This is a genomic window from Variovorax davisae (genome assembly GCF_030316845.1).
GTDB lineage: Bacteria > Pseudomonadota > Gammaproteobacteria > Burkholderiales > Burkholderiaceae_C > Variovorax > Variovorax davisae.
The window spans coordinates 586,916-599,473 of record NZ_JASZYS010000002.1; the positions used below are offsets into that span (position 1 = coordinate 586,916).

Annotated in this window: 10 protein-coding genes; 3 read left to right on the forward strand and 7 right to left on the reverse strand. The window is 69.5% G+C overall.

The genetic code is table 11. The features are described from left to right. Positions 1–54: 54 nt before the first annotated feature. The 7 genes from QTI33_RS07090 to QTI33_RS07120 all read right to left on the reverse strand — a co-directional run bounded on the left by QTI33_RS07090 (position 55) and on the right by QTI33_RS07120 (position 8,844). Positions 55–1,005 carry a nucleoside hydrolase gene (locus QTI33_RS07090; RefSeq protein WP_286505077.1) on the reverse strand — a complete coding sequence of 317 codons (951 nt, stop codon included), beginning with the start codon at positions 1,003–1,005 and terminating at the stop codon, positions 55–57. 32 nt (positions 1,006–1,037) lie between these two features. Beyond that, complete coding sequence (locus QTI33_RS07095) at positions 1,038–2,339, reverse strand: TRAP transporter large permease (protein ID WP_286505078.1); 1,302 nt, start codon at positions 2,337–2,339, stop codon at positions 1,038–1,040. Then, positions 2,336–2,878: a TRAP transporter small permease gene (locus QTI33_RS07100; protein ID WP_286505079.1), complete on the reverse strand. Its 543-nt coding sequence runs from the start codon at positions 2,876–2,878 to the stop codon at positions 2,336–2,338. Before QTI33_RS07100 ends, QTI33_RS07095 begins: the two co-directional genes overlap by 4 nt. 16 nt (positions 2,879–2,894) lie before the next feature. After that, positions 2,895–3,920, reverse strand: coding sequence for a TRAP transporter substrate-binding protein (locus QTI33_RS07105; RefSeq protein ID WP_286505080.1), 1,026 nt, complete (start codon positions 3,918–3,920; stop codon positions 2,895–2,897). A 102-nt stretch (positions 3,921–4,022) separates the two neighbouring features. Further along, complete coding sequence (locus QTI33_RS07110; RefSeq protein WP_286505081.1) at positions 4,023–5,018, reverse strand: Bug family tripartite tricarboxylate transporter substrate binding protein; 996 nt, start codon at positions 5,016–5,018, stop codon at positions 4,023–4,025. Positions 5,019–5,077: 59 nt separating this feature from the next. Next, the gene (locus tag QTI33_RS07115) at positions 5,078–6,691 is read right to left on the reverse strand and encodes an indolepyruvate oxidoreductase subunit beta family protein (protein ID WP_286505144.1); all 1,614 of its coding nucleotides are present in this window, start codon (positions 6,689–6,691) and stop codon (positions 5,078–5,080) included. Next, the gene (locus QTI33_RS07120; protein WP_286505082.1) at positions 6,691–8,844 is read right to left on the reverse strand and encodes a thiamine pyrophosphate-dependent enzyme; all 2,154 of its coding nucleotides are present in this window, start codon (positions 8,842–8,844) and stop codon (positions 6,691–6,693) included. Before QTI33_RS07120 ends, QTI33_RS07115 begins: the two co-directional genes overlap by 1 nt. A gap of 138 nt (positions 8,845–8,982) precedes the next feature. On the opposite strand from QTI33_RS07120, the gene QTI33_RS07125 reads away from it, so the two are divergent. The 3 genes from QTI33_RS07125 to xdhA all read left to right on the forward strand — a co-directional run bounded on the left by QTI33_RS07125 (position 8,983) and on the right by xdhA (position 12,558). Next, on the forward strand, positions 8,983–9,897 hold the full coding sequence (locus QTI33_RS07125) for a LysR family transcriptional regulator (RefSeq protein WP_286505083.1): 915 nt from the start codon (positions 8,983–8,985) through the stop codon (positions 9,895–9,897). 134 nt (positions 9,898–10,031) lie between these two features. Continuing rightward, complete coding sequence (locus QTI33_RS07130) at positions 10,032–10,814, forward strand: methyltransferase, TIGR04325 family (RefSeq protein WP_286505084.1); 783 nt, start codon at positions 10,032–10,034, stop codon at positions 10,812–10,814. A 163-nt stretch (positions 10,815–10,977) separates the two neighbouring features. Then, the gene (gene xdhA, locus QTI33_RS07135) at positions 10,978–12,558 is read left to right on the forward strand and encodes a xanthine dehydrogenase small subunit (RefSeq protein ID WP_286505085.1); all 1,581 of its coding nucleotides are present in this window, start codon (positions 10,978–10,980) and stop codon (positions 12,556–12,558) included.

Below are 12,558 nucleotides of genomic sequence, written 5' to 3' on the forward strand. Positions count from 1 at the left end.
CTGCGCCCCCTCGGGGGGCAGCGACCCACACGAAGTGGGGAGCGTGGGGGCCATCTACCCGGCCGCGCGCGCCAGCGCGTCCAGCACCACGCGCCGCAGCAAGGCCTCGTCGGCCACGCTGGCCACCTGCGCATTGGCCGCCGCGCGCTTCGGCACCCGCCACTCGCAAACGGTCATGCCGCGCGTGTGCTCGCCCTGGCATTCGGCCACCAGGTGGGCCGGCCTGAAGCGCATTCCTCCGGGCGCCACCAGCGCCGCGGAGGCCGTCGGGTCATAGAGCGACATCGGCAAGTCACCCGCCGGGCTCGCGATGCGCACATAGCCGAGCAGCAGGTCGGCCAGCAGCTCGGCCCTCTCGGTGCCGACGGCACGCAGGGCCTCGGCGTCCGCCGCCTGCACGCGCACCTGCCGGCAGGCATCGAGGCCGACCATGTGCAGCACCACGCCGGCGTCGAGCACCGCGTTGATCGATTCGGGGTCGACCGCGGCATTGAATTCGGCCGCCGCCGTGTGGTTGCCCGGGCCGGCGCTGCCGCCCATCCACATCAGCTGGCCGATGCGCGGCGCCAAATCGGGGCGGCGCTGCAGCACGCGCGCGATGTTGGTGAGCGGCCCCAGCGCGAGCAGCGTGACCGGCTGGCCCGCGGCCGAGAGATGGTCGACCAGCGCGGCCGCCGCGTCGCTCGATGCCAGCGCGGCGCGCGCCAGCGGCAGGCTGCGGCCGGCCGAGGCCATGGCGTCGGCGCCGAGGATGTTCTGCGCCGTGACCAGCTCGCCAACCAGCGGCCGGTCGCTGCCGGCGTGGATCGGAAAGTCCCAGCCGAAGCACGCGGCCGCGCGCAAGGCGTTGTCGACCACCACGTCGAGCGGCGCGTTGCCCGCCACCAGCGACATGCCGTCGACGCGCCAGGGCGGCGTCTGCGTGACCGTGAGCACGGCCGCCAGGTCGTCGAAGCCCATGTCGGTGTCGATCCAGGCGGAAGTCGGTGCGTTGGGAAGATGCATGCGCGATTGTGTCGCCTGCCGGGCCGGCGTTGTCAGCCCATCTTGGTCGGCAGCCAGAGCGCGATGACCGGGAACGCGATCAGGATCACCAGCCGCAGGATGTCGGTCAGGATGAAGGGCAGCACGCCCTTGAAGATGGTCGTGAAGCTGACGTCCTTGACCACGCTCTTGATGACGAAGACGTTCATCCCCACCGGCGGATGGATCAGCCCCAGCTCCACCGTCATCACGATGATGACGCCGAACCAGATCGGATCGAAGCCCAGGTGCACGATCACCGGGAAGATGATCGGCACCGTGAGGATGATCATCGCCATGGCGTCCATCAGGCAGCCGAGCACCAAGTACATCAGCATGATCAGCGCCAGCACGCCGTAGCGGCCGATGCCCAGGCTGGTGAGGAACTCGGTGAGCTTCTGCGGGCTCTGCGTGATGGTGAGGAAATAGCCGAACAGCAGGGCGCCGATCAGCACCGTGAAGACCGCCGCCGCGGTGCGGGTGGCCGACAGCAGCGCCTCGCGGATCTTCGGGCCGTCGAGCTTGCGGCGCAGCAGGCCGAGGATGAAGGCCCCGCTGGCGCCGACGCCGCCGGCCTCGGTCGGCGTGAAGAAGCCGCCGTACAGGCCGCCGATCACGAAGACGAAGAGCACCAGCGGCGCCCAGACGTTCTTCAGGTCGGCCAGCCGCTCGGCCCAGGGCCGGAGCTGGCCGGCGGGCAGCCAGTCGGGCCGCACCCGCACGATGATCGCGATGGTCAGCACGTACATCGCCATCGCCAGGATGCCCGGCACGATGCCGGCCATGAAGAGCTTGCCGATGTCCTGCTGCGTGAGGATGGCGTAGACCGCCAGCACGGTCGACGGCGGCAGGATGGCGCCCAGCGTGCCGCCGGCGGCGATCACGCCGGTCGAGAACGACTGCGGGTAGTTGAAGCGCCGCATCTCCGGATAGGCCACGGCCGAGAAGGTGGCGGCAGTGGCCACCGACGAGCCGCAGATCGCCGCGAAGCCGCCGCAGGCCAGCACGGTGGCCACGCCGAGCCCGCCGCGCAGATGGCCGATCATCGAGTTCGCGGCCTTGAACAGTTCGCGGCTGACCCCCGACACCGAGACCAGCGCGCCCATCAGCATGAACATCGGGATGACGCCGAAGGTGTAGTCGGTCACGGTGCGCATCGAGGTCTGGCCGACCAGCTTGAGCGCCGGGCCGGGGCCGACGATCCAGGCGTAGCCGGTGACGCCGACCAGGCCCATCGCCATGCCGACCGGCACCCGCAGCAGCATCAATGCGAAGAGGACGACGAACCCAAGTACAGCGATCGCATCGGTGCTCATTCGTCCGCTTTCATTTCCGGCTTCTCGTCATGGAGCAGTTCAGGATGGAAGATCAATCGCCAGGTGCGGATCGCGATCAGCACCACGGCCGAGACGTCGCCGAGCCAGGCCACCGCGTAGAAGGGCCAGGTCGGGATGTTCATGTCGTAGGTCAGCACGTTGTCGACATAGGTGCCGCGCACCTTGTCGAACAGCATGGCGGTCTGTACCGCGACCACGAACAGCAGCACCAGCGTCGCGAAGACGTCGATCCAGCGCTTCATGCGCGGGCTGGCGGCGGTCCAGACCAGGTCGACCGTGATGTGGCCGCCGCGGTAGCTGGTGGCCGCGATGCCCCAGAAGATCAGGATGCCCAGCAGCATCCGGCCGAAGTCGTAGGAGTCGGGGATCGAGGTGTTGAAGAACTTGCGCAGCACCACCGCCAGGAAGATGTTGAGCGCGACGATTCCCACGAACATGGCGGCCAGCCACTCGATGGAATTGATCATCCGGTCCATGACCCCCACGCGGGGCCTGGTCGGCGCGGCTGCGTCGTTCATCCGGTATCCGCCGAGCTCAGAGCGCCGACTTGTTCTTGGCCAGGCTGGCCTTGAGCGCGTCCATCACCGCCTTCGGGTCCTGGCCGACCTTCTTCACGCCCTCGGCCCATTGCGCTTCGCCGGGCGCCGTGGCCTTGCGCCAGGCGTCGAGCTGCTCGGGCGTGAGCTTGTAGATCTCGTGGCCCGACTGGCCGGCGATCTTGGCGCGGCCCGCGAACTCGAACTCGGCCCACGGCGTGGCCACCTTCTCGGCCCATTCGCTGGTGCAGTGGTCGTCGATCACCTTCTTCTGCGCCGCCGACATGCTGTCGTACTTGCTCTGGTTCATGGCCCAGACGAAGGGCGTGACGTAGAGCGGCACGTCCATGTGGAAGCTCACGACCTTGTCGATGCCGAACAGGCCGATCGAGCCCCACGGGAAGGTGATGGCGTCGGCCACGCCGCGCTCCAGCATGTCGCGCGACTCGGGCGCCGAGGCCTGCACGTTGGTGCCGCCCAGCGAGGTGACCATCTGGCCGATGGTGCTGGTCGCGGGGCGGATCTTCATGCCCTTGATGTCGGTCGGCAAGGTGATTTTCTTGCGCGCGTGGAAGGTGCCCGGGTCGTGCACGAAGGCGAAGCAGAACTTCACGTCCTTCATCTCCTTGGCCGCGTAGGGGCGGTACCACTCGTCGATCGCCGCCGAGCCGCCCTTGCCGTTGGCGAACAGGAAGGGCAGGGATGCGCCGGCCATGATCGGGAACCGGCCCGGCTGGTAGCCCGGGTTGATGTAGGCGAAGTCGGCGATGCCGTCGCGCGCCATGTCGTAGTGGTCGAAGGCCTTGCCGAGCTGCTCCGACGGGAACAGCGTCGCGGTGATGGTGCCGTTCGAGGCCTTCTTGATGTCGTCGGCCCAGGCCTGCAGCGACGGATTGAGCGGATGCTGCGCCGGCACCCAGCTCGACATCTTGAGATTGACCGGCTTGTCCTGCGCCAGCGCCGGCAGGGACGAAAGCGCCAGCGCGGCGGCGAGCACGGCGAGAGGGCGGATGCGCGAGTTCATGAATATCTCCTGGCTTGTTCGGGGGGCGTGGGACGAAGGCAACCGGTTATGTTCTATAAGAACAGTCTCGGTGCCGCTATTCGCGTTTACCTTGGGAATGCGTCAGTCCGCCTGGATGTCGCGGTCCTTGATGAGCTGGCCGAACACCACGGCCTCCTTGCGTGCGATGCCCTTGAAGGCCTCGGCCGTCATCGGCGTCGCTTCGCCGCCGACCTCCCGGAACCGGCTTCGCAGGCCTTCGTTGGCGAGTGCCTTGTTCGCGGCCTCGTTGAGCCGCTGCCGCACTTCGGGCGGGGTGGCGGCGGGGGCGAAGAGCCCGAACCAGGTGTCGTAGTCCATGTTCTTGTAGCCGCGCTCGGCCAGCGTGGGCACCTCGGGGAACAGGGGCGAGCGCTGGCCGCTGGCCACCGCCAGCATCTTGAGCTTGCCGGCGCGCACATTGGCGAACGAGATGCCCGGATCGAAGAAGAAGTCGATCTGGCTCGCCAGCAGGTCCTGCAGCGCCGGCGCGGCGCCGCGATAGGGGACGTGGACCGCGTAGATGCCGGCACTCTGCTTGAACAGCTCGCCCACCAGGTGCGGCGTGCTGCCCGAGCCGGCCGATCCGAACGAGAGCTTGCCGGGGTGGGCCTTGGCGTAGCGCACGAACGATTCGACGTCGCTGGCCGGCAGGCCCGGTCGGGCCGTGAGGAACAGCTGGATGCGGCCGGCGGCCGCGACCGGTGCCAGGTCTTTGGCCGGATCGAAGGGCATGCGGCTGAACAGGTACGGATTCACCGACTCGATGCCGGTGCTCGTCATGGCCAGCGTGTAGCCGTCGGCCGGCGCTTTGGCGACCGCATCGGCCGCCACGTTGCCATTGGCGCCCGCACGGCTCTCGACCACCACCGGCTGGCCGAGCGTTTCGGACATCAGCGGCGCCATCGAGCGCGCCATGATGTCGGCCACGCCGCCGGGCGGGAAGCCGACCAGGATCTTCACGGGGCGGGTCGGCCAGGCCTGGGCGAGCGCGGTCGCCGGCACCGCGAAGGCCAGGGCCATGGCGGCGCACGCGGGCAGCAGGCGTCGGCGGAAGTGATCGGTCTTTTTTTCTTGCATGGGGCGTCTCCTCTTTCTTTGTTTGTCTCTGGCGCGGCGCCGGCCGCGTCCGCGGGCGTTCAGGTGCGATGGCTGGCGGCAGCTGGCGGCTTGCGCTTCATCCAGCGGATCGGCTGCGCGATCACCGGCCGCGGCGGCGCGCCGTGGCGCACCAGCGCCGCATCGAGCGCCTTGCCGGCCTCGTCGGCCAGTGCGGCCTCGCGCGCGGCGGCGATCGCCGTGGCGCGTGCGGCCGGCGAGCCGTCGGGCAGCGCAGCCGTCGCCAGGTGGTCGACCACGTGCAGCAGGTTGGCCTTGCCGCGCTCGTTGGTGCTGCCATAGCCCTTTATGAGGCGGCCGCACAGCGCGATCTCGTGGCCCAGCCGCCAGTCGCTGCGGGTGCCGGCGACCACGGCGTCGAGCCAGCGGGCGATCAGCGCCTGCTCCTCGGCGAAGCGGCTGCCGCGCCGGCGCAGCCAGCGCAGCGAGGCCAGCAGCCGCAGCGAGGCCATGCCGATCACCGAATGGCTGCCGACTTTCAGCGGCATCGCCCAGGGCGTCGACCGGCGGCGGTCCCAGGCGGTCACGCGCTGTGCCAGCGGGGCCGGCAGCAGTGCCGCGAACTCGGGGGCGCCGGGCTTGAAATGGTCGTAGACCTTGACGATGTCGGCGTCGCCGGCCTTGACCTCGGCGCGCACGCGCTGCGCCCGGCTGGCACGGCTCTTGAGCTCGGCCACCCGCACGATGTCGTCGAAGGCCATCCACAAGGCCAGCCAGCGCGCCATCTCGCGCGTGGTCGAGAAGCCGTGGGCGGCTGCCGGGTCGGCCGCGCGCTCGGCGGCCAGCACCTGGGCCAGGCGCTCGACGTAGAGCGCGGCATAGGCGGCGTCCTGGTAGTCGAGCACCCGCGCATGGCCGAGCGCCAGCAGGTCGTGCATCGGCGCCGGGAACTGCGCGGCCACGGCCGGGGGCAGCGGTGTGGCCTGGGCGCTTTCGCCGCCCGAGGTGTCCAGCAGGCGGGCCACCATCGCGGCCTGCTCGCGCGGCGCGTTGACCGCATCGAAGGCGGCGGCGAAGCCGCGCAGGCTGGCGGCGGCCGTCTTGCTCGGCTTCTCGCCGCCGTCGCCGCCGCGCACCACGCGCTCGAAGGCCTCGCGCGGAAACGGAAACAGCGCGCTGCCGGCGATCGCGCCGAGCATCACGGCGCTGACCACCGTGCCGGCCTCGCGCGCCGCGGCGCCCATGTCGAACACATGGTGTGCGCGGCTGAAGGCCTTGACCACCTCGAGCAGCCGCTGCGCGTCGGCGCGGCCGTCGCCGGGCTGCATGCGCTCGGCGGTGGTCAGGGTGCGGGCCGACGAGCTGATGACCAGGGTGCGTTCCGGTGCGCTCATGCCGTTGCCGATCTGGCGCGTGGTCTCGAGCAGTTCGGACGAGACGATGGCGTCGAGCGCGCCCGGCACCGGGCTCAGGCTGAACACCGGCCGGCGGCCGCCGAGCTCGGCCAGCGGCAGCGGGAAGACCTCGACGTAGTAGGTGGTGGCGCCGGTGCGTTGCGCCACGCCGGGGATCGATGTGCTCTGCGCCGCGTAGCCCGCATGGCGCGCGGTGTCGACCAGCCATTCGGTGAGCACGCCGCCGCCTTCGCCGCCGAGGGCGCAGATCAGCAGGGTGATGGGTGGGGTGCGGTTCATCATGCGGGTTGGAGAAATCGGACGAAGGCGCCGCGCAGGCCGTGCAGCAGGCGCTCGTGCCACTTCGGGTTCTGCACCACCTCGGCGCGGTAGAAGCTCGGGCACAGCGTGGCGGCGTGGGCGTTGGCGCCGCACAGGCCGCAGCCCACGCAGCCGTCGATCACCACCGCCACCGGGTCGACCTTGAGCGGGTCGGGGTTGTCCTTGATCGTCAGGGTGGGGCAGCCCGACAGCCGGATGCAGGCATGGTCGCCGTTGCAGACGTCCTCGTCGACGCCGTACTTCACGCGCACCACCCGCTCGCCGCGCTGGAGCAGGCTGGCGATCCACGGCTTGATGCGGCGCTGCCGCTCGAGCTGGCATTCACCCTCGGCGATGATCACCTTGAGGCCGTTGAAGTCGCTCGTGAAGGCGTCGTTGAGCGTCTTGCGCATCTTGTCGACGTCGTAGGTATGGACCGGGCGCAGCCATTGCACGCCCAGGCCCTTGAGCGTGGCCTCGATGGTCTGGTTCTTGTCGACCAGGCTCTGCTGCTTGTCGACCACGCGCTCCTTCATCTCGTCGTCGGGCGTGGAGATGATGTCCTGCGTGCCGGTGGCCGAGGTGTAGCCGTTCTTGAAGATCAGCAGCACCGCGTCGTCGCCGTTGAAGAGTGCGCTCTGCACGCCGGTGAGCAGGCCGTTGTGCCAGAAGCCGCCGTCGCCCATGATCGACAGCGCCCGCCGCTGCATCATCGGCGAGACGCCGGCGCGGCTCGCCAGGCTCATGCCGTAGCCGAGGATCGAGTGGCCCATCGAGAAGGGCTCGAAGGTGCCGAAGGCATGGCAGCCGATATCCGCCGCGATGTGGACCGGGCCGCTGTCCTGCTGGGCCAGCTTGAGCGCCGCGAACACCGGCCGCTCGGGGCAGCCGATGCAGAAGCTCGGCGGCCGGTTGGGCAGCGGGGCGTCGAGCCGGGTGGCCACCGCGGCGCGGCGGTCGTTGTTGCCGGCCAGCCAGGCCTGGGCCGAGGCGTGCGCGTGCTCGGGCAGGTAGCGCTGGGCGAAGCGGCCGACGCCGGTGGCCAGTACTTCGACGCCATACTCGCCGGCGGCCGGCAGCATGTCGCAGCCGTGCAGCGGCGTCTGGATGTCGCGCCGGCGCAGCAAGGTCGCGATCTCCTGCTCGATGTACTCGGGCTGCCCCTCCTCGACCACCAGCACCGCGCGCTTGCCGACGCAGAAATCCGCCACTTCCTCCGGCACCAGCGGGTAGGCGACGTTGAGCACCAGCAGCGGGATGTCGGTGGCGCCGAAGGCATCCGCCAGGCCCAGCTGCTGAAGGCTGCGGACGAGTGCGTTGTAGAGCCCGCCCTGCACCACGATGCCGAGGTCGGCCTGCGTGCCCGGGATCAGCTCGTTGAGCTGGTGCTCGGCGATGTAGCGCCGCGCGGCCGGCAGCCGCTCCTCGCCCTTGAGCTTCTCGTGGCGGAAGGTGACCGGCGGGTGCGCGAGCCGCATGTAGTCGAAGCCGGCCGGCTCCGCCATCAGCGCCCGGGTCGAGATCGCCGGCGGCAGGTTGTCCTTGCAGTCGAAGCTGCCGCGCACGTGGCAGGTGCGGATGCGCAGTTCCATCATGCAGGGCATGTTGGAAGCCTCCGACAGCCGGAAGCCGTGCTCGACCATGTCCACCATCACAGCCAGGTCGGGCCGCGGGTCGAGCAGGCACATGCTGGACTTGAGCGCATAGGCGTGGGTGCGCTCCTGGATCACCGAGGCGCCTTCGCCGTAGTCCTCGCCGACCACGATCAGCACGCCGCCCTGGACGCCCGGCGACGACAGGTTGGACAGCGCATCGGCCGCCACGTTGGTGCCGACGATCGACTTCCAGGTGACGGCGCCGCGCAGCGGGTAGTGGATCGAGGCACCCAGCATGGCCGCCGCCGAGGCTTCGTTGGAGCAGGCCTCGACGTGCACGCCGAGTTCGTCCATGTAGGGCTTGGCCTGCACCATGACGTCGAGCAGGTGCGACACCGGCGCGCCCTGGTAGCCGCCGACGTAGGCCACGCCGGACTGCAGCAGGCCCTTGGTGATCGCGAGGATGCCCTCGCCGTGAAAGGTGTCGCCGGCACCGAGGCGCAGGGCCTCGATTTCCTTGCTGAATGAGACTTCCAAGAGAGGGATTCCTGTTGGCCGGAGGGCTGGGGTGGCGTGGGCGGGTGGCGTCGGGAAGGCGCGCGATGGAGCGGGCGAGGGGCCGCCAGTGTCGCGGGGCGGTCGTTGGCCATCAATAGAATAATCAGACTAAGCTACATGAACGCCATGCATATCGACTCGATCGACCTGAACCTGCTGCGGCTGTTCGATGCCGTCTACCGGGCGCGCAGCGTGAGCCGGGCGGCGGAGACGCTGGGCCTGACCCAGCCGGCCGCCAGCCACGGGCTGGGCCGGCTGCGGCTGCTGCTCGAGGACGCGCTCTTCATCCGGGCGCCGGGCGGCGTCGCGCCGACACCGCGCGCCGACCGGTTGGCAGTGGCGGTGCAGGCGGCGCTGGGCACGCTGGAGGAGGCGCTCAACGAGCCCGACCGCTTCGAGCCCACGGCCTCGCGCAAGACCTTCCGCATCCACATGAGCGACATCGGCGAAGGCCGCTTCCTGCCGCTGCTGATGGCCAGGCTGGGCGCGCTGGCGCCCGGGGTGCGGCTCGAAACGCTGCCGCTGGCGCCCGGCGAGATCGCCCCGGCGCTGGACAACGGCCGGATCGACTTCGCCTTCGGCTTCCTGCCGAAGGTCCGCGACACCCAGCGCGCCCACCTGCTGAAGGACCGCTACATCGTGCTGCTGCGCGCGGGCCATCCGTTCACGCGCGGCCGGCGCACGAGCCGGGGGCTTCTCGACGCGCTGCAGACGCTCGAATACGTTGCCGTGCGTACCCACGCCGAAACCTTGCGCATCCTGCAGTTGCTCAACCTCGAGGACCGGGTGCGGCTGACCACCGAGCACTTCATGGTGCTGCCGGCGATCGTCCGGGCCACCGACCTCGCGGTGGTGATGCCGCGCAACATCGCGCGCGGCTTCGCGCAGGAAGGCGGCTACGCGATCGTCGAGCCGGCCTTTCCGCTGCGCGACTTCAGCGTCTCGCTGCACTGGAGCAAGCGCTTCGAGGGCGATGCGGCCAACGGCTGGCTGCGGCAGGTGATCCGGGAATTGTTCAGCGAGGGCGCCTGACTTCCACCTGACCAGGGGTCGACAATGACTTACGTTTTAGTACATATTTATGTAGGATGAAGCTATGCAACGCTCATCTCTCGCCGACTCATCGACCCCGACGGCTCCCGCGCCGGGCGCCGTCGCCTGAACCGATGGCGCAGAACCTTCTTCCCCTGCCGCGGGCCTTTCGCGAGGCCGCCTACCGGCGCAAGTTCATCGACAACGTCGACGAGCACCTGTTCATGGGCTCCTACGAGAGCTTCGAAGCGGCCGCCGCGGCGGCGCCGAAGTCCAAGCCCATGGGATTCGACAACGCCGAGGAGGCCCGCCGGCTGTTCAGCCAGAAGATCTTCTTCTACGACTACCCGGCGCTGTTCTGGATCGCCCGCTCGTTCGAGGATGGCTTGCGCTCGGTGTTCGACCTCGGCGGCCATGCCGGCATCAAGTACTACGCCTTCCGCCGCGTGCTGAACTACCCGTCCGGCTTGCGCTGGAAGACCTGCGATGTGGCCGGTGTCATCCAGGCCGGTCGCGAGATCGCGGCCGAGCGCGGCATCGGCGAGGAACTGAGCTTCACCAGCGACTACCAGGAAGCCACCGGCTTCGACGTGCTCTTCATCTCCGGCTGCCTGCAATTCCTGCCCGAACGCATGCCGCAGATCCTGGCCGCGCTGCCGGTCAAGCCGAAGCGCATCATCCTGAACACCACGACGGTGCATCCCGAGCGGACGATCTTCACCGTGCACAGCCTGGGCTTCGGTTTCTGCCCCTACCGGATCCAGAAACACGACGAACTGATGGCCGAGCTGGTCGAGGCCGGCTACGTGCGGCGCGATGCCTGGCGCAACGAGGGCAAGCTGATCGAGGTTCCCTTCGTCGAGGGCGGGGACGCGGCCTACTACGCCGGTTGCTGCTTCGACCTCCGGCCGGCCTAGCCCCGCGCGGGCGCTGCGCCCCAAGGGTTTTCCCTATCGTCACATACCAGGCGCCACATAGGCGCTATGGGTGCGACCGTATGCGTGGCTTGCGGCAAAGTACTAACTTCGACTTGGCCCGATTTTTGATCGTTCCAGAGCGTCGACAGAACCCACCCACGAGATGCGCATGACCCCGAGCACCCAACCGATCCGCTTTTTCCATCGCGGCCGAATCGTCGACGTCAGCGGCGTCCATCCGACCCGTTCGGTGCTCGACTGGCTGCGCGAGGACGTGCGCTGCACCGGCACCAAGGAAGGCTGCAACGAGGGCGACTGCGGTGCTTGCACCGTGGTCGTCGGCGAGCTGGCCGAGCCGGGCGAGCAGGGGGCGGTCGGCGGGCTGCGCCTGTCGACGGTCAACGCCTGCATCCAGTTCCTGCCCACCCTGCACGGCAAGGCCCTGTTCACGGTCGAGGACCTGAAGGCGCAGTGCGGCCACGGGCACGATGCGTCGCGGCACGAGAAACACCCGGTGCAGCGGCTGCACCCGGTCCAGCAGGCGATGGTCGACTGCCACGGCTCGCAGTGCGGCTTCTGCACCCCCGGCTTCGTGATGTCGCTGTGGTCCAGCTACGAGCACCACAAGGAGGCCGGCACCCAGCCGAGCCGCCAGCAGCTGGCCGACGACCTGTCGGGCAACCTGTGCCGCTGCACCGGCTACCGGCCGATCCTCGACGCCGGCCAGCGCATGTTCGACCTGCCGGGCGTGCGGCTGGACACCGCGCCGGTGGTCGACGCGCTGGCCAGCCTGAAGCACGACGCCACCTTCGACTACGCCGCGCCCCTGGGCCAGCGGCTGGACCATTTCCATGCGCCGACCACGCTGGCCGAGCTCGCCGCGCTGCGCGAAGCCAAGCCGGCCGCCCAGCTGCTGGCCGGATCGACCGACGTCGGGCTCTGGGTCAACAAGCAGTTCCGCGACCTGGGCGACATCATCTCGGTCGGCGACGTGGCCGAGCTGAAGCGGATCGAGGAGCGCGGCAGCGAGCTCTACATCGGCGCCGGCGCCTCGCTCGAGAACGCCTTCGGCGCGCTGGTGCAGCGGGCGCCGAGCCTGACCGATGTCTGGCTGCGCTTCGCCTCGCCGCCGATCCGCCATGCGGGCACCATGGGCGGCAACGTCGCCAACGGCTCGCCGATCGGCGATTCGCCGCCGGTGCTGATGGCGCTCGACGCCGAGATCGAGCTGCGCCGCGGCGACCGCGTGCGCCGCATGCCGTTGCCCGACTTCTATGTCGACTACATGAAGAACAAGCTCGAGCCGGGCGAGTTCGTGCAGGGGCTGGCGGTCCCGCTGGCGGCGCTCGGGCGCCAGCTGCGCGCCTACAAGATCAGCAAGCGCTTCGACTGCGACATCTCGGCCCTGTGCGCCGGCTTCGCGATCGCGCTCGACGGCGACGTGGTCAAGGAGATCCGGCTGGCCTTCGGCGGCATGGCCGCGACCGTGAAGCGGGCCGCGCAGGCCGAGGCCGCGCTGGCCGGCAAGCCCTGGAGCCAGGCCAGCGTGAACGCCGCCAAGCTGGCGCTGGCGCAGGATTTCAAGCCGCTGACCGACATGCGCGCGAGCGCCGACTACCGGCTGCAGGTGGCGCAGAACCTGCTGCAGCGGCTGTGGCTGGAAACGCGCACCATCGATGCGTTGCCGGTGGCAGCCACCAGCGTCTGGAGCGTGATGCCGCACGCCGCCGTGCAAGGAGCCTGA